At 75.7% G+C, this 16,229-nt stretch carries 18 protein-coding genes and 1 pseudogene; 12 read left to right on the forward strand and 7 right to left on the reverse strand.

Annotated elements, in window-relative coordinates; translation table 11 throughout:
• Positions 1-16 precede the first annotated feature (16 nt).
• Positions 17-625 (reverse strand): 30S ribosomal protein S4, encoded by a 609-nt coding sequence (gene rpsD, locus ABZ452_RS07640; protein ID WP_357939974.1) that lies wholly within the window; start codon positions 623-625, stop codon positions 17-19.
• 72 nt (positions 626-697) lie between these two features.
• Here rpsD and ABZ452_RS07645 point away from each other — a divergent pair, with 72 nt between their 5' ends.
• A complete protein-coding gene (locus ABZ452_RS07645; RefSeq protein ID WP_357939976.1) occupies positions 698-1,444 on the forward strand; it encodes a DUF2470 domain-containing protein in 747 nt (248 codons plus the stop codon).
• Position 1,445: 1 nt separating this feature from the next.
• Here ABZ452_RS07645 and ABZ452_RS07650 read toward each other — a convergent pair whose 3' ends face one another.
• Genes ABZ452_RS07650 through ABZ452_RS07660 form a run of 3 tightly spaced genes read right to left on the reverse strand, consistent with a single transcriptional unit; the run spans position 1,446 to position 3,516 of the window.
• Positions 1,446-2,039: a TetR family transcriptional regulator gene (locus ABZ452_RS07650; protein ID WP_357939978.1), complete on the reverse strand. Its 594-nt coding sequence runs from the start codon at positions 2,037-2,039 to the stop codon at positions 1,446-1,448.
• Positions 2,039-2,794: an ABC transporter permease gene (locus ABZ452_RS07655; protein ID WP_357939980.1), complete on the reverse strand. Its 756-nt coding sequence runs from the start codon at positions 2,792-2,794 to the stop codon at positions 2,039-2,041. The genes ABZ452_RS07650 and ABZ452_RS07655 overlap by 1 nt, the downstream gene beginning before the upstream one ends.
• A complete protein-coding gene (locus ABZ452_RS07660; protein WP_357939982.1) occupies positions 2,791-3,516 on the reverse strand; it encodes an ABC transporter ATP-binding protein in 726 nt (241 codons plus the stop codon). Before ABZ452_RS07660 ends, ABZ452_RS07655 begins: the two co-directional genes overlap by 4 nt.
• A gap of 105 nt (positions 3,517-3,621) precedes the next feature.
• On the opposite strand from ABZ452_RS07660, the gene ABZ452_RS07665 reads away from it, so the two are divergent.
• The 6 genes and pseudogenes from ABZ452_RS07665 to ABZ452_RS07690 all read left to right on the forward strand — a co-directional run bounded on the left by ABZ452_RS07665 (position 3,622) and on the right by ABZ452_RS07690 (position 8,606).
• The gene (locus ABZ452_RS07665) at positions 3,622-4,011 is read left to right on the forward strand and encodes a MerR family transcriptional regulator (RefSeq protein WP_357939984.1); all 390 of its coding nucleotides are present in this window, start codon (positions 3,622-3,624) and stop codon (positions 4,009-4,011) included.
• Positions 4,008-5,012: an aldo/keto reductase gene (locus tag ABZ452_RS07670; RefSeq protein WP_357939986.1), complete on the forward strand. Its 1,005-nt coding sequence runs from the start codon at positions 4,008-4,010 to the stop codon at positions 5,010-5,012. Before ABZ452_RS07665 ends, ABZ452_RS07670 begins: the two co-directional genes overlap by 4 nt.
• 209 nt (positions 5,013-5,221) lie before the next feature.
• Positions 5,222-5,881: pseudogene (locus ABZ452_RS07675) on the forward strand (phosphoribosyl-AMP cyclohydrolase); the annotation flags it as partial.
• 180 nt (positions 5,882-6,061) lie between these two features.
• Complete coding sequence (gene hisI, locus ABZ452_RS07680) at positions 6,062-6,496, forward strand: phosphoribosyl-AMP cyclohydrolase (protein ID WP_357940085.1); 435 nt, start codon at positions 6,062-6,064, stop codon at positions 6,494-6,496.
• A complete protein-coding gene (locus tag ABZ452_RS07685) occupies positions 6,493-8,046 on the forward strand; it encodes an anthranilate synthase component I (protein ID WP_357939988.1) in 1,554 nt (517 codons plus the stop codon). Before hisI ends, ABZ452_RS07685 begins: the two co-directional genes overlap by 4 nt.
• The gene (locus tag ABZ452_RS07690; RefSeq protein ID WP_357939990.1) at positions 8,043-8,606 is read left to right on the forward strand and encodes a Trp biosynthesis-associated membrane protein; all 564 of its coding nucleotides are present in this window, start codon (positions 8,043-8,045) and stop codon (positions 8,604-8,606) included. Before ABZ452_RS07685 ends, ABZ452_RS07690 begins: the two co-directional genes overlap by 4 nt.
• 23 nt (positions 8,607-8,629) lie before the next feature.
• On the opposite strand, the gene ABZ452_RS07695 is transcribed toward ABZ452_RS07690, so the two are convergent.
• On the reverse strand, positions 8,630-8,905 hold the full coding sequence (locus tag ABZ452_RS07695) for a hypothetical protein (RefSeq protein WP_357939992.1): 276 nt from the start codon (positions 8,903-8,905) through the stop codon (positions 8,630-8,632).
• 490 nt (positions 8,906-9,395) lie between these two features.
• Here ABZ452_RS07695 and trpC point away from each other — a divergent pair, with 490 nt between their 5' ends.
• Genes trpC through trpA form a run of 3 tightly spaced genes read left to right on the forward strand, consistent with a single transcriptional unit; the run spans position 9,396 to position 12,281 of the window.
• Entirely contained in the window at positions 9,396-10,199 is an 804-nt protein-coding gene (gene trpC / locus ABZ452_RS07700) for an indole-3-glycerol phosphate synthase TrpC (protein WP_192579804.1), read from the forward strand.
• 41 nt (positions 10,200-10,240) lie between these two features.
• Complete coding sequence (trpB, locus tag ABZ452_RS07705) at positions 10,241-11,473, forward strand: tryptophan synthase subunit beta (protein WP_357939994.1); 1,233 nt, start codon at positions 10,241-10,243, stop codon at positions 11,471-11,473.
• A gap of 4 nt (positions 11,474-11,477) precedes the next feature.
• On the forward strand, positions 11,478-12,281 hold the full coding sequence (trpA, locus tag ABZ452_RS07710; RefSeq protein WP_357939996.1) for a tryptophan synthase subunit alpha: 804 nt from the start codon (positions 11,478-11,480) through the stop codon (positions 12,279-12,281).
• 40 nt (positions 12,282-12,321) lie between these two features.
• Here the strand turns inward: trpA and ABZ452_RS07715 are convergent, their stop codons facing one another.
• A complete protein-coding gene (locus ABZ452_RS07715; protein WP_357939998.1) occupies positions 12,322-12,852 on the reverse strand; it encodes an NUDIX hydrolase in 531 nt (176 codons plus the stop codon).
• Between the two features lie 103 nt (positions 12,853-12,955).
• On the opposite strand from ABZ452_RS07715, the gene lgt reads away from it, so the two are divergent.
• Together lgt and ABZ452_RS07725 are read left to right on the forward strand one after the other, a co-directional pair.
• Complete coding sequence (gene lgt / locus ABZ452_RS07720) at positions 12,956-14,131, forward strand: prolipoprotein diacylglyceryl transferase (RefSeq protein WP_357940000.1); 1,176 nt, start codon at positions 12,956-12,958, stop codon at positions 14,129-14,131.
• 11 nt (positions 14,132-14,142) lie between these two features.
• Positions 14,143-15,330, forward strand: a complete 1,188-nt coding sequence (locus ABZ452_RS07725; protein WP_357940002.1) for an NAD(P)/FAD-dependent oxidoreductase — start codon at positions 14,143-14,145, stop codon at positions 15,328-15,330.
• 6 nt (positions 15,331-15,336) lie between these two features.
• On the opposite strand, the gene ABZ452_RS07730 is transcribed toward ABZ452_RS07725, so the two are convergent.
• Complete coding sequence (locus tag ABZ452_RS07730; RefSeq protein ID WP_357940004.1) at positions 15,337-16,182, reverse strand: GNAT family N-acetyltransferase; 846 nt, start codon at positions 16,180-16,182, stop codon at positions 15,337-15,339.
• Positions 16,183-16,229 lie beyond the last annotated feature (47 nt).

Raw genomic sequence — 16,229 nt, forward strand, 5'->3', positions numbered from 1 at the left:
CCGGGCGGCCAGCCGGTCAGCGGGAGTAGAACTCCACCACCAGCTGCTCGTCGCAGATCACCGGCACCTCGCGCCGGGCCGGCTCGCGCAGCAGGGTGGCCCGCAGCCCGGTCAGCTCCACGGACAGGTAGGGGCGGGGGCTCTCGTCGGCGTTCGCGCCGGTGGCGGCGAGCTGGAACGGCGGCAGGGCGCGGCTGCGTTCGCGGACCTCCACCACCTGGCCGGGGCGGAGCCGGTACGAGGGCCGGTCCACCTTGCGGCCGTCGACGGTGAAGTGGCCGTGCGCGACGAGCTGGCGTGCCTGGTAGATGCTGCGGGCCAGCCCGGACCGGAGCACGACCGCGTCGAGCCGCCGTTCCAGGAGCGCGACGAGGGTGTCGCCGGTCTTCCCGGCGCCCCGGGCCGCCTCGTCGAACGCGCGGCGGAGCTGGCCCTCGCTGACGTTGTACTGGTGGCGCAGCCGCTGCTTCTCCAGCAGCCGCACCTGGTAGTCGGAGGTGCCGCGCCGCGATCGGCCGTGCACGCCCGGCGGGTAGGGGCGCCGCTCGAAGTACCGCACGCACTTGCGGGTCAGCGGGATGCCGAGGGAGCGGGAGAGCCGGGCCTTGGGCCGGGGGTGGTTCACGTCGACGTCTCCGATCGGATGGTCTAGCCTGCTACTTAGGTAAGCCTAACCTATGAAAGGGAGGTCGGGATCATGCGGCCCAGCCCGGCGGAGATCGTGCGTACCCTGGTCGCGGGCCGGCTGCCCGCCCTCGTCCACCTGGCCCGGCGCCCCGGCCCGCACCAGGCCCGGCACGTCACCGACCCGGACGGGCGGGTCCTGCTGCTGGTGCCGGTGGTCAGCGACCTGGCCGCGGCACTGGTCCCGCCGGACGGCGACACCGAGGTGGCCACCGTGCTGGACGTGCTCGACCTCCCGCCGGCCGCCGGGGCGCCGTCGCTCGGCCGGGCCTGGGTCTCCGGCTGGGCGGCCCGGCTCGACGGCGACGAGGCCCGCCGCGCCGCGGTGGACTTCGCCACCGTGCAGCCGACCGGCGACCTGCTCGACGTGGGCACCCGCTTCCACCTGCACCGCTTCGAGGTGGTCGAGGCCCGCTGGGAACGCGCCGGCGCCACCCGCCGCATCGACCCCGACGCGTACGCCGAGGCCGAGCCCGATCCGCTGCACCCGGTCGAGGCGGAACTGCTGGCCGACCTCACCGATCATCACGGCGACCAGGTGGGCGCCTACCTGCGCCGGCGGCTGGGCCTCACCGGGTCCGAGGCCGGTGGCCCGCCCCGGGTGGTCCGCATCGACCGGTACGGGCTGCTGGTCTCCCACGGCCGCCCCGGCGCCCGGCGCCGCACCCGGCTCGCCTTCGCCCAGCCGGTCGCCGACCCGGCCGAGCTGGCCCGGCTCCTGCACCCGATGCTCTGCCCGCGCGCCGCCGGGCGCGCCTGAGTCAGGCCAGGTCGCCGGTGAGGTAGCGCTGGACGGTCGGGCCGATGGTGGCCACCAGGGTCTCCGGATCGGCGGAGGCGACGGGTTCCAGGCGGATCACGTACCGCATCATGGCCAGGCCGGCGACCTGCGTCGCCACCAGCGCGCCCCGCAGCGGCAGCTGTGCCGGGTCGACGTCGAGCTGATCGAGGACCCGCCGCAGCACCTGGGTGGCCAGGAACTCGCGCAGCAGCCGGGCGGTCCACTCGCTGCTGACCGCCGAGCGGAGCAGGGCCACGGCGGCCCCGCCGACGGGCGAGTCCCAGACGGTCAGGAACGTGCGGACCAGGCGTTCGCCCACCCTGTCCGGGTCGCCGGCCAGCACGGCCGGCACGAGCTGCGCCGGGTCGACCGGGATCGCCACGGTGGCCCGGAACAGCTCCTCCTTGGTGCCGAAGTAGTGGTGCACCAGCGCCGGGTCCACCCCCGCGGCGGCGGCGATCGACCGGATCGAGGTGGCGTCGAAGCCGCGCTCGGCGAACGCCGCCCGCGCCGCCGCGAGGATGGCCTCCCGGGTGTCCGGGTTGCCCGGCCGCCGGCCGGTGCGCCGGGCCATCACCCGCTGCGCCGCCGCAGCGTCGCGGCGGCCAGCACCAGCGCCGCCACCGCCGCCCCGGCGACGATCGCCACGTCCCGCCACATCGTCCCGGTCGGGTCGGCGTGCGCGCCGACCTCCTGGAGCGCCTCGACGGCGTACGACAGGGGCAGTACGTCGCTGATCGCCTGGAGCCAGCCGGCCATCTCGCCGCGGGGCACGAAGAGCCCGCAGAGCAGCAGCTGGGGGGCAACGACCACCGGCATGAACTGCACGGCCTGGAACTCGGTGCGGGCGAAGGCGCTGCAGAACAGGCCGAGCGCGACCGCGAGCACGGCGTTGACGGCAGCGATCATGATCACGAGCCCGATGCTGCCGGCGGTGGTCAGGTCGAACACCCAGTACGCCACGGCCGAGGCGATGGTGGCCTGGACCACGCCGGCCAGGCCGAACGCGATGCCGTACCCGAAGAGCAGGTCGAGCTTGGCCAGCGGGGTGGTGAGCAGCCGTTCCAGCGTGCCGGTGGTGCGCTCCCGCAGCATGGCGATGCTGGTCACCAGGAACATGATGATGAACGGGAAGAAGCCCAGCATGATCAGCGCCACCCGGTCGAAGACCGTGGGCTGCCCCGGCAGGGTGGGCTGGTCGACGTACATGAAGTAGACCAGCGCGAGCAGCACCGTGGGTACGACGACGAGCAGCGCCACGGTCCGCCTGTCGTGCCGGAGCTGGCGCAGGATCCGCCCGGTGGTGGCGACCAGGATGTGCGGGTTCATGAGTCGGCCTCCTGCTCGCTCGCCTTGATCAACCGGAGGAACGCCTCTTCCAGGTCGTCCACCCCGGTGGCGGCGCGGACCGCGTCCGGGGTGTCGTCGGCGACCAGGCGGCCGTCCCGGATGAGCAGCAGGCGGTCGCACCGGCCCGCCTCGTCCATCACGTGGCTGGACACCAGCAGTGTGGTGCCGGCGGCCGCCATGGCGTGGAACCGCGCCCACAGGTCGGCCCGGAGCACCGGGTCCTGGCCCACGGTGGGCTCGTCGAGGATGACCAGTTCGGGGTCGCCGACCAGGGCGCAGGCCAGCGAGGCGCGACTGCGCTGGCCGCCGGAGAGGTTGCCGACCAGTTGGGTGGCCGCGCCGGCCAGCCCGACGTCGGCGACCGTCTGGTCGGCGTGGGCGTGGTCCCGCCCGTGGAGGGCCGCGAAGTAGCGGGCGTTCTCCCGGACGGTCAGGTCGGCGTAGACGCTGGGCGCCTGGGTCAGGTAGCCGACGCGGCGGCGCAGCTCGGCCGCCCCGGCGGGCCGGCCCAGCACGGTGACCGTGCCCGAGCCGACCGTCTGCACCCCGACGACCGCGCGCATCAGGGTGGTCTTGCCACTGCCGCTCGGCCCGAGCAGCCCGGTGACCGCGCCGCGGGGCACCGCGCAGGAGATGCCCTGGAGCACCTGCCGCCCGCCCCGCTCGACCACCAGGTCACGGACCGACACCGCGTCGTCCACGCCCGCCTCCCAAAAACTCATCAACCGTTGAACTCAACGCTAGATGAGTTGTCCGGTTCGGCGCAAGGTTGACTTCGAGTGCGCTCGAACTGGAAGCCTGGGTGCGTGGACATCAGCACGCGGGAAATGAGCCTCACCGTCGGTGAGGCGGCGGAACGGGTCGGCCTGACCACCTACACGCTGCGCTGGTACGAGCAGGAGGGCCTGGTCGCCCCGGTCGGCCGGGACTCCGCCGGCCGCCGGCGCTACACCGAGTCCGACGTCAACTGGCTGTTCCTGCTCACCCGGCTGCGGCGCACCGGGATGCCCGTCCGGGACATGCGGCGCTACGCCGAACTGGCCCGGCAGGGTGATCGCACCCTCGGCGCCCGGCGGGCGCTGTTCGAGGCGCACCGGGGCCGGGTGCTGGCCCGGATGGCCGAGCTGGAGGAGGACCTCAAGGTCCTCGACCACAAGATCGACGCGTACCGCCGGGCGGAGGAGGAACTGGCATGATCAAGCGACGGATGGGCGCCACCGGCCCGGAGGTCTCGGCCATCGGGCTGGGCTGCATGGGCATGAGCTTCGCCTACGGCGGCGCCGACGACGCCGAGTCGACCCGGACCCTGCACCGGGCCCTCGACCTCGGGGTCAACCACCTCGACACCGCCGACATGTACGGCTTCGGGGCGAACGAGCGGCTGCTCGGCCCGGTGGTCCGGGCCCGGCGGGACGAGGTGTTCCTGGCCACCAAGTTCGGCAACCGCAGCAGCGGCGACAGCTTCGGCGGTACCGGCAGCCCGGGCGCCTACGTGGACAGCAGCGCCGCCTGGGCCAGGCAGGCCTGCGACGCCTCGCTGGCCCGGCTCGGCATCGACACCATCGATCTCTACTACCTGCACCGGCGCAACCCGGACACCCCGATCGAGGAGACCGTCGGCGCGCTGGCCGAGCTGGTCCAGGCCGGCAAGGTGCGGCTGATCGGCCTCTCCGAGGTCAGCCCGGCGACCCTGCGGGCGGCGCACGCGGTCCACCCGATCTCGGCCGTCCAGATGGAGTACTCGCTGTTCACCCGGGACGTCGAGGGGGAGATGCTGGCCACCTGCCGGGAGCTGGGCGTGTCCCTGGTGGCCTACTCGCCGGTCGGGCGGGGGCTGCTCACCGGCGCCATCACCAGCCGCGAACAGCTCGCCGAGGACGACTGGCGGCGCAGCGTGCCCCGGTTCGCCGACGGCAACCTCGACGCCAACCTGAAGCTCGCCGAGGCGGTCCGCGCGGTGGCCGGCGAACTGGGCTGCACCCCCGCCCAGGCGGCGCTGGCCTGGCTGCTCGCCCAGGGCGGGGACGTCCTGCCGATCCCCGGCACCAAGCGGGTCCGCTACCTGGAGGAGAACGCCGCCGCGGCGGACGTGCGGCTCACGCCGGAGCAGCGGGACCGGCTGGGCGGGGCGGTGCCCGCCGGCGCCGTCGCCGGGGAAAGGTACACGCCGGCAGGAATGCGAACGGTCGGGCACTAGCCCCCCAGCAGCGGACACCGGGTCCGGCATCGGTCATTGCGCCAAGATCGGACGTCCGGCACCATGACGCCGTGGTTCCCGCTCCGTTGCCCGAGACCGGCGGCCCCAGGTCGCAGCGCGCCGGACGCGCCGAGCTGGAGTTCCCGGAATTCCTCGACGACTGGGCCGCCCGCCTCCGGCAGGCCGCCGACCGTCCCGTCGTCGGGATCATGCTGCGTGGCAGCCACGCGCGGCGCGCCGCCACCGAGCACAGCGACGTCGACGTCGACGTGCTGGTCGCCGGCGACGACGAGCGGACCGGCCCCGCCGCCCCGGAAACGAGGGCGGCGGGGCCGGCCGTCAACGGCACCCCCTACGCGGCCCGGCGGGCGTACCTCGCCGAGCTCGGCGGCCGGCTCGTGCACGTCTCGGTGGCCGCCCGGGACGTCCGCTCCTGGGTGAGCCGGCTGGGCCAGCCCGCCGACTGGGCGTTCGGGCTGCCGGTCGCCGCGCCGGCCCGGCTGCTCTGGGCGGCCCCGGAGTGGCGGCGCCGGATCGACCTGCCGGTGCTGTGCCAGCCCGCCGACGAGCCGCGTCTCGAGGAGCTGATCGCCACCCTGGGCAAGGTGGCCGGCGCCCGGTGGGCGGGCGACCCGGTGGGCGTCCGGCTCGCCGCCGCCGACCTGGCGCGGCTGTGCCCGTCGGTGCTGCGGCTGGCCAACCCGTCGGTCCGGGTGGTGTCCCGCCGGGCCGCCCTGGCCGCCGCGCTGGACCTGCCGGTCGCGCCCGCCGGCTACCGCGACGACATGCTGCGCTGCCTCGGGCTGCGCCCCGGCGGCACCGCCGAGGTCGCCGCCGCCGCCGGCCGGCTGGTCACCGGGATCGTCCCGCTGATCCGCCCGTACGCCGGGGAGATCGCCGCGGTCGGCGGCACGGACCTGGCCGCGGCCCTGGTCGACGGCCGGCTGGACCGCTACCTCGGCCAGCTCACCCGGGCGTTGGACCGCCCCGCGCCCGTCCCCCGGGACACGTCGGCGGTGCCGGTGCCCCGTGCGGGAGAATGGTCAACCGTGCCCGCCTCTGACGCGCCGGTGACCGGCGCACCCGCCAGCTCCGGCGCCCCCGCGGCCCCCGGCCCGGTCCGCCCCTCCCGGCTCGACCCGGCCATCGCGGCCCGGCTGCGCCGTACCCCCGACGGCCTGGTGGCCGCGGTGGTCCGCGCCCACGACTCGGGCGAGGTGCTGATGGTCGCCTGGATGGACGACGAGGCGCTGCACCGCACCCTGACCACCGGCCGGGCCACCTACTGGTCGCGCAGCCGCCAGGAGTACTGGGTCAAGGGCGCCACCTCCGGCCACCACCAGTACGTCCGCTCGGTCGCCCTGGACTGCGACGGCGACGCGCTGCTGGTCAGCGTCGAGCAGGTCGGCGCGGCCTGCCACACCGGGCACCGCACCTGCTTCTTCACGGAGCTGCCGGTCGGCTCGCCGGAGGCGACCTCATGACCGACGGCACGGTCAGCCCGGACCAGGCGGCCTTCGCAGGCCTGGCGGCCCGCTGGCGGGTCGTGCCCGTCACCCGGCGGCTGCTGGCCGACGCGGAGACCCCGGTCGGCGTCTACCGCAAGCTCGCCGGCGGCCCCGGCACGTTCCTGCTGGAATCCGCCGAGCAGGGCGTCGGCTCCGCCGGGATGGCCTGGTCGCGCTACTCCTTCATCGGGGTCCGCAGCAGCGCCACGCTGACCGAGCGGGACGGCGCGGCGGTCTGGGCCGGCGAGCCGCCCGCCGGGGTGCCGACCACCGGCGACCCGGTGGCCGCGCTCCGGGAGACCGTCGCCGCGCTGGCCGGCCCGGCCTGGGACCCGTCCAGCGGCATGCCGCCGCTCACCGGCGGCATGGTCGGCTACCTCGGGTACGACCTGGTCCGCCGCTTCGAACGGCTGCCCGAGCTGACCGAGGACGAACTCGACGTGCCCGAGCTGGGCATGATGCTCGCCACCGACCTCGTGGTGCTCGACCACTACGACGGCTCGGCGATCCTGGTCGCCAACGCGGTGCTGCCGCCGCTCGACGCACCCGACCGGGAGTCGCAGGTGGCGGCCGCGTACCACCACGCGGTGGGGCGGCTGGACGCCATGACCACCGCGCTGTCCCGACCGATTCCGCCCATGATCTCGACGGTCGCCCGGCCCGGCGTCGGCGAGGTGGTCAGCCGCACGCCGGAGGGCGGCTACCCGAAGGCGGTGGAGGCGGCCAAGGAGGCGATCCGGGCCGGCGAGTGCTTCCAGATCGTGCTCAGCCAGCGCTTCGAGCGCCCCACCCACGCCGACCCGCTCGACGTCTACCGGGTGCTGCGCACCACCAACCCCAGCCCGTACATGTACCTGCTGCGCTTCGACGGCTTCGACATCGTCGGCTCCTCGCCCGAGGCGCACCTGAAGGTGAGCACCGGCGCGGACGAGGGGCGGCGGGCGCTGCTGCACCCGATCGCCGGCACCCGGCCGCGGGGCGGCTCACCCGAGGCGGACGCCCGGCTCGCCGCCGAGCTGCTCGCCGACCCGAAGGAGCGCGCCGAGCACGTCATGCTGGTCGACCTGGGCCGCAACGACCTGGGCCGGGTCTGCCGGCCGGGCACGGTCGAGGTGCCGGAGTTCGCCACCATCGAGCGGTACAGCCACGTCATGCACATCGTCTCCACGGTCGTCGGCGAGCTGCGCGAGGACCGCACGGCCTTCGACGCGCTCGCCGCGACCTTCCCCGCGGGCACCCTCTCCGGCGCGCCCAAGGTCCGGGCCATGGAGATCATCGAGGAGCTGGAACCGGTCCGGCGCGGCGTCTACGGCGGCACCGTCGGCTACTTCGGCTTCGGCGGCGACCTGGACATGGCCATCGCCATCCGCACCGCGCTGATCCGCGCGGGCCGGGCCTACGTGCAGGCCGGTGCGGGCGTGGTGGCCGATTCCGATCCCGCCGCCGAGGACCAGGAGACCCGGAACAAGGCCGCGGCCGTGCTCGCCGCGATCGCCGCCGCCGAGACCCTGCGGCCCGCGCGATGAGCGCGTCGACGGGCGCGCCCGCCGCGCGGGGCCGGCGCGAGCTGACGTACGCCGTGCTGCTCTGCCTGGCCGGCGCGGGCCTGGCGTTCTGGGCGGTGACCCGGACCTGGTCGGTCGAGTTGACCCCGCGCGGCTCACTGCCGCCCGGCCGGCACGCCCGCACCGGGGCGGAGCTGCTGCCCTGGGTGTCGGCGCTGGCCCTGGTCGGGCTGGCCGGCGGCGGCGCGGTGCTGGCCACCCGGGGTCGGGTCCGGCGGCTGCTGGGCGGCCTGCTGGCCCTGCTCGGGCTGGGCGTGGCGGCCGGTGGCGGCTACGGGCTGACCGAGTCCGGGGTGAGCCGGCAGTGGCCGGCGCTGGTGCTGGCGGGCGGGCTGGTCCTGGTCGCCGGCGGGCTGCTCACGGCGCTGCGCGGCGGAAGCTGGCCCGCGATGGGCGCCCGCTACGAGCGGCGCGCGGGGGGTCCGGCGGAGCGCGCCGGCGAGGACCGGCCGGCGGTCGAGCGCGGCACCCGGGACGCCTGGGACGCGCTCGACCGGGGCGAGGACCCGACGGTGCGCTGACCGTCCGGTCGCCGTCCGCCGGGTCAGCTCACCGGCTGGGTGTCGCGGGCGTCCCGGCGCTCGCGGGCCGCGGCGCGGGCGGCGGCGAGTTCGGCCACCAGGCGGTCCAGTTCCCGGCGCTGCGCGGCGCGCGCCCGGTCGGCGCAGACGGCCTCCCAGGCGTTGCCCCGGGCGGTGCGCATCCGGCCGTCGCCGGCCATGGCGCGTTCCAGGGTGTGCACCACGCCGACGGCGAGCGACGCGACGCTCCGGGAGATGGTGGTGAAATCGAGGCTCTGGTTCGGCCCGTTGGCGCTCATGGTCACCCCGCACGAGATCGTTGGCGACGGTCGGCAGCCGCCTCATCGAGTCTGCCCGAGGAAGATGCTGCCGGGCTCACGTTTCGCCGCCGTGAAACGCAGGTCAACTGTGCGGCAACCGGCCCGACCTGGGCAGGGCCGTTCGGCCTTGAGCTTGCTCACAGCATTGACGGCCGTCGCTCCGCTGCGCACGGCGGGCCGCCATGGTGAGATAGGTCATGGGCGGCGATCGATGTCTCGGCCGGAGGCGCGGGACGCGCCCGGGTGACGCCGGTCGATGGGCGCGGTGGCGCTGCGTGACACCGTGTTCACCGGAAGTCGGTCATCATGCCACAGCCCATTTCGTGAGGAGCGCCATACCCCCGGGCACTTGCTTCCAGGTGGCGCCCCCTAGCATCGGCCCATGACACCCGGAGAGGGGAGTCCGTTGGTGACTGCTGAGCATGCGCACGCGGAGGGGGACGAGGCCGGATCGGCGGCGTCCGCAAGCGTGCTCGACGAGATCCTGGCCGGCGTGCGTGAGGACGTGGCCCGGCGACAGGAGCAGGTTCCGCTGGAGCGGATCCGCGAACTGGCCGCCGCCGCGCCGCCGCCGCTGGACGCGTACGCGGCGCTGCGCCGGCCCGGCGTGGCCGTGATCGCCGAGGTGAAGCGCTCGTCGCCGTCCAAGGGGCGGCTGGCCGAGATCGCCGACCCGGCCGACCTGGCCGGCGACTACGCCGCGGGTGGCGCCCGGGCGATCAGCGTGCTCACCGAGGGCCGCTGGTTCGGCGGGTCGCTGGACGACCTGGCCGCGGTCCGTGCCGCGGTCAACGTGCCGGTGCTGCGCAAGGACTTCGTGGTCTCCAGCTACCAGGTGCACGAGGCCCGCGCGCACGGCGCCGACCTGGTGCTGCTGATCGTCGCCGCACTGGAGCAGAACGTCCTGGTCGGGCTGCTGGAGCGGATCGAGTCGCTGGGCATGTGCGCGCTCGTCGAGGTGCACAACGAGGAGGAGGCCGACCGCGCCATGGAGGCCGGCGCGCAGGTGATCGGCGTCAACGCCCGTGACCTGCGTACCCTTGAGGTCGACCGCTCGGTGTTCGAGCGGATCGCGCCCGGCCTGCCGAGCAGCGTCGTCAAGATCGCCGAGTCCGGCGTGCGCGGCCCGCACGACCTCATCCGGTACGCCTCGGCGGGCGCCGACGCGGTCCTGGTCGGCGAGGGCCTGGTCACCCAGAAGAGCCCTCGCGAGGCGGTCGCCGAGCTGGTCAACGCCGGCAACCACCCGGCCACGCCCCGCCCGGTGCGCTGACCCCGCGCCGGGCCCAGAGACGCAGCGAGAGGACTCCCGCGATGAGCACTGACGCCGCGGCCCCGGCCGGCCAGCTCCCCGACGCCGCCGGCCACTTCGGCCGGTTCGGTGGCCGCTTCGTCCCCGAGGCCCTGGTCGCCGCCCTCGACGAGCTGGACGCGGCGTACCGGAAGGCGATGACCGACGAGAGCTTCCTCGCCGAGTTCGACGCCCTGCTGCGCGACTACGCCGGCACCCCCTCGCTGCTGTACGAGGCCCGGCGGCTCTCCGCGCAGATCGGCGCCCGGGTCCTGCTCAAGCGGGAGGACCTCAACCACACCGGCGCGCACAAGGTCCGCAACGTGCTCGGCCAGGCGCTGCTCACGAAGCGGATGGGCAAGCAGCGGGTGATCGCGGAGACCGGCGCCGGCCAGCACGGCGTGGCCACCGCCACCGCCGCCGCCCTGTTCGACCTCGAGTGCGTGGTCTACATGGGCGAGGTGGACACCGAGCGGCAGGCGCTCAACGTGGCCCGGATGCGGATGCTCGGCGCCACCGTCGTCCCGGTCACCACCGGCTCGCGCACGCTCAAGGACGCGATGAACGAGGCGATGCGGGACTGGGTCGCCAACGTCGACAGCACGCACTACCTGATCGGCACCGCCGCGGGCCCGCACCCGTTCCCCGAGATGGTCCGCGACTTCGTCCGCGGCATCGGCGTCGAGGCCCGCCAGCAGTGCCTCGACCTCACCGGCGCGCTGCCGGACGCCGTCGCGGCCTGCGTGGGCGGCGGCTCCAACGCGCTCGGCATCTTCCACGCCTTCGTGCCCGACACCGGCGTGCGCCTCTACGGCTTCGAGGCCGGCGGCGAGGGCGTGGCGACCGGCCGGCACGCGGCCAGCATCACCGGCGGCTCGGCGGGCGTGCTGCACGGCACCCGGACGTACGTGCTGCAGAACTCCGACGGCCAGACGATCGAGTCGCACTCGATCTCGGCCGGCCTGGACTACCCGGGCGTCGGGCCGGAGCACGCCTGGCTGCACGACAGCGGCCGGGCCACCTACCTGCCCGTCGACGACGACGAGGCGATGGCCGCCTTCGAGCTGCTCTGCCGCACCGAGGGCATCATCCCGGCGATCGAGAGCTCGCACGCGCTCGCCGGCGCCCGGAAGATCGCCCCGCAGCTCGCCGCCGAGCTGGGCCGGGAGCCGGTCATCGTGGTCAACCTCTCCGGCCGGGGCGACAAGGACGTGCACACCGCCGGCGCATACTTCGGCATCCTCGACAAGGAGTGAGAGCGTGAGCCGGATCGGGGTCGCCTTCGACAAGGCGCGGGCCGACGGGCGGGCGGTGCTGGTGGGCTGCATGCCGGCCGGCTTCCCGACCGTCGAGGGCAGCATCGCCGCGATGACCGCCATGGTCGAGGCCGGCGTCGACGTCATCGAGGTGGAGATCCCCTACTCCGACCCGGTGATGGACGGCCCGGTCATCCAGAAGGCCAGCGACATCGCCCTGGCCGGCGGCGTACGCACCGCCGACACGCTGCGCATCGTCGACGCGGTGGCCGCGACCGGCGCGCCGGTGGTCACGATGACCTACTGGAACCCGATCGAGCAGTACGGCGTCGACGCGTTCGCCCGCGACCTGGCCGCGGCCGGGGGCACCGGCCTGATCACGCCGGACCTGATCCCCGAGGAGGCCGGCGAGTGGCTGGCCGCCTCCGAGGCCCACGGCGTGGACCGGACGTTCCTGGTCTCCCCGTCCTCCACCGACGCCCGGCTGAGGATGACCGCCGAGCACTGCCGCGGCTTCGTCTACGCCACCGCCATCATGGGCGTCACCGGGGCCCGGTCGCAGACCTCCGAGGCGGCCCCGGTCCTGGTCTCCCGGCTGCGTGAGGTCACCGACCTGCCGGTCGGCGTCGGGCTGGGCGTGGGCACCGGCGCCCAGGCCGCCACGGTGGCCGGGTACGCCGACGCGGTGATCGTGGGCAGCGCGCTGGTCCGCTGCGTGCTCGACGCCCCCGACCAGGCGGCCGGCCTGGCCGCCCTGCGCACCCTGAGCGCCGAACTCGCCGAGGGCGTCCGCAACCCGGCCCGCTGACGGCCGTCCGTCCGGGCTCCGAGCCACCGCCTCGGGCCGGTCAGCGCCGGGTGGTGCCCAACTCGCCCCCGGACCGCTGCTCGGGTGGGGCCGCCGCCTCATTGGCCGGACCGGCGTCGCCCGGCGTCGTCTCCCGCAGGACGCCGGAGCGGCCGGCCAGGGCGTCGGCGACGGCCGCGCGGGTGGTCGGGGTGAGCGCCCCGGGCAGCGCGTCCGGCGGGTGCCAGTCCAGGTGGCAGCCGCCCGCCGGGGCGCCGGCCGGCGTGGCGGCGAGCGTCCGGGCCCGGAACACGTGCACCAGCACGTCGGGCAGGGCGCCGCAGTGGCCCGCGGCAGGCGGGGGAGCGGCGGGGTCGCCGAGCCGGTAGAGGCCGACCAGGTCGACCAGCTCGACCTCCCAGCCGGTCTCGGCGCGGATCTCCCGGCGCGCGGCGGCGGGCGGGCTCTCGTCGCGGCGCAGCCGCCCGCCGGGCAGCGCCCACCGCCGGCCGCCCCCGGACTGCCGGCAGAGCAGCACCCGGCCGGAGGGGTCGGTGACGACCGCGGCGACCGCCCAGGTGAGCGCGCTCATGGACAAAGAGCCTACGGCCGCGCAAACCAGAAGTCATTCGACCCGCGAACCCGGCCGGACCGGGGTGCCGCGAGTACGGTCCGCACCGGTACCGTGTGCACCCGTGACCCTCGCCCCGATGACCCCACTGGCGGCCCTGCCCAGCCCCGGCACCGCCGTCTGGCAGCTCGGACCGGTTCCGATCCGGGCGTACGCGCTCTGCATCATCGTCGGCATCGTGGTGGCCTGCGTGGTCACCGAGTACCGGCTGCGTCGCCGCGGCGTCGCCCCGGGCGCCGTGCTCGACATCGCCGTCTGGGCGGTGCCCGCGGGCATCATCGGCGCCCGGATCTACCACGTGATCACCTCGCCCGAGAAATACTTCGGCGCCGACGGCCAGCCGCTCAAGGCGTTCGCCATCTGGGAGGGCGGCCTCGGCATCTGGGGCGCGGTCGCCGGTGGCGCGGTCGGCGCCTGGTTCGCCGCCCGGCAGCTGGGCATCCCGTTCGCCGTGGTGGCCGACGCGCTGGCGCCGGGGCTGCCGCTGGCCCAGGCGATCGGCCGCTTCGGCAACTGGTTCAACAACGAGCTCTACGGCGGGCGCACCAGCCTGCCGTGGGGTCTCGAGGTCCACGTGATGGACCCGGACAACCCGGGGCACGCGCTGCGCGACGACGCCGGCAACCCGGTCCTTCAGCCGGGGCTCTACCACCCGACCTTCCTCTACGAGGCGCTCTGGAACATCGGCGTCGCCGCGCTGGTCGTGATCCTCGACCGGAAGCTGCGGCTGGGCCGGGGCCGGGCCTTCGCCCTCTACGTGATGGGCTACACGGCGGGCCGGTTCTGGATCGAGCTGATGCGCACCGACGAGGCCAACCACATCCTCGGCCTGCGGCTCAACGTGTGGACCGCGGCGCTGGTCTTCCTCGGCGCGCTGGTGTATTTCGTGCGGGTGCGCGGGCCGCGCCAGTACCTGATCCCGGTCGCCGGGCCGGCCGCCCCGGTCCCGCCCGCGGGCGGCGACATCTCCCAGGTCGACCTCTCCGCGCGGGAGGCCGGGGCGCGGCCGGTCGCGCCGGAGGGCTACCGGGTGGTGACCGAGGAGCAGTTCCGCACGTACCGGGAGACCGGCGAGGTCCCCGCCGAGGAGCCGGCGGCCACCGACGAGGCCGACCGCGACGGGGTCGCGGGCGACGCGGAGCGCGAGCCGGCGGGCGCGCGGCCCGACCCGGACGAGGAGCGGGCCGACGAGGACCGGGCGGGCGCCGGCGGCGCCCGCCCCGCCGACCGGGACAGCTGAGCGGGGGAGTCATGCGGAGCGCGGTGGTGGTCGGCGCCGGCCTCGGCGGGCTGGCGACGGCCGGAGCGCTGGCCCGGTCCGGCTGGCGGGTCACCCTTCTCGAACGGGCCGACCGGGTCCGTCCGGAGACGACCGCCGTGGTGCTCTGGCCCAACGGGGTACGCGCGCTGCGCGCCCTCGGCCTCGGCGCCGGGCTGGACGCGATCGCCACCCCGCTGCCCGACGGCGGCGTGCGCCGCCCCGACGGGCACTGGCTGGTGCAGCCCCGCCCCACACCGGCCGAGCGGATGCCGGTGGTGGTGCACCGGGAGGACCTGCACGACGCGCTGATCGCCGGCCTCGGCGACCAGGTGGAGCTGCGCACCGGGGTGAGCGTGCGGACGGTGCGGGCGGCGCCCGGCGAGCGTCCCGCGGTCGGCGACGGCCGGCACACCGTCGAGGCGGACCTGGTGGTCGCGGCCGACGGCACCGACAGCGAGATCCGCCGGCAGCTCGCACCGGAGACGGCAGTCGTGAGCTCCGGCTGCGCCGCGTGGCGGGCCGTCATCCCCTGGTACCGGGCCCCGCAACTTCCCGACGACCAGCCGGTGCACGGCGAGACGCTGGGCGCGGGCTACCGCTTCGTGGCCGCCTCGCTCGGCGACCGGGGCACCGCGGGCGCGTCCCGCCGGGGCGGCATCTACTGGGTGGCCACCGCCGCCGGGGCGCCCCGCCCCGAGCCGCCGGAGACCCAGCTCGCCCTGCTCAAGCGCTGGTACGCGGGCTGGCCAGCGCCGATCGCCACGCTGCTCGACGCGACCGACCCGGCGGACCTGGTGCAGCAGGAGATCCGGGAGCTGCGCCCGCTGCCCCGGGCGTACGGGTTCCCGGCCGGGCCGGGCGGCGTGGTGCTGCTCGGCGACGCGGCGCACGCCATGCCGCCGCACCTCGGGCAGGGCGCCTGCCTCGCCTTCGAGGACGCGGCCACCCTGTCGGCGCTGCTGCGCGAGTCCCGGCTCCCCGACGCGGTGGCCGGCTACGACCGGCTGCGGCGACCCCGCGCGGCCACCATGGTGCGGCAGACCCGCCGGATGTCGGCGGTGCTGCAGACCCGGGGCCGGCTGGCGCTGCGCGCCCGCGACGCCGCACTGGGCACGATCAGCCCGCGGCTGCGCAACACGGCGGCGACCGCCGCCGCCTCCTGGCACCCGCCGGCCTGACCAGGGTCAGCCGATCACGGCGGTCGGCTCGGCGATGCAGGCCGTGCCGACGCGGCGGAAGCCGACCCGCAGGTAGACCCGGGCGATCTCCTCGCTGCCGGCGGAGAGGAACACCAGGTCGGTGCCGGCGGCGCGCAGCCGGTGGGCCAGGGTGGCGGTCACGGCCGCGCCCAGGCCGCGCCGGCGGGCCGCCGGCAGGGTGGCCACGCCGGCGATCTCCGCCACGTCGCCGACCCGCATGGCCATCCCGCTGGCCAGCGGCCCGTCGTCCGGGGTTGCGGCGAGCACCGAGATGCGCCGGCCGTCGACGATGCGGACCGCCTCCTCGTCGAGGGCGGCCACGTCCAGCCGGGAGACCGCGGCGTCCCGCTCGGCCGGGCCGGCCTCGCCGCGCGCGGTGCCGCCGTGCGAGAAGCCCACCGCGGCGACGGCCCGGCGCAGCGCCACGTCCGCCGCGAAGCCCGGCTCGGCCGGGTCGAGCACCCGCACCGGTACGTCGCTGAGCGTCGCCGGGTCGGGCAGGCGGTCGGGATCCAGCACCATGAGCGGCGCCTCCAGCACGCTGAGCCCGGCCGAGCGGGCCACCGCCAGCAGGTCCGGCGTGACCTCGTGCACCCACTCGAACGCCTCCGGCAGGCCCAGTTCCCGCTGCCGGGCCCGGACGGCGGTCACGTCGGCGAGCGCGGGCGGCGCGGTGGCGTCCGGCCGGGGGCGGGCGTAGAACGGCCAACCGGCGCCGTCCCGGACGAACAGCACGAGGGCGCCGTGTTCCTCCGTCCGGGCCCCGTCCCGGGGCACGGCGTCGTAGAAACGCTCCAACCGGTCGAGCACGTCAGTGCGTACGACATCCACCGCGCGAGACTACATGTCCCAGATGCTGGAAGTGTGATCAATCTGAA

Origin of the sequence: Micromonospora sp. NPDC005707 (genome assembly GCF_040631005.1) — a bacterium.
In the GTDB taxonomy this organism is placed as follows: domain Bacteria; phylum Actinomycetota; class Actinomycetes; order Mycobacteriales; family Micromonosporaceae; genus Micromonospora.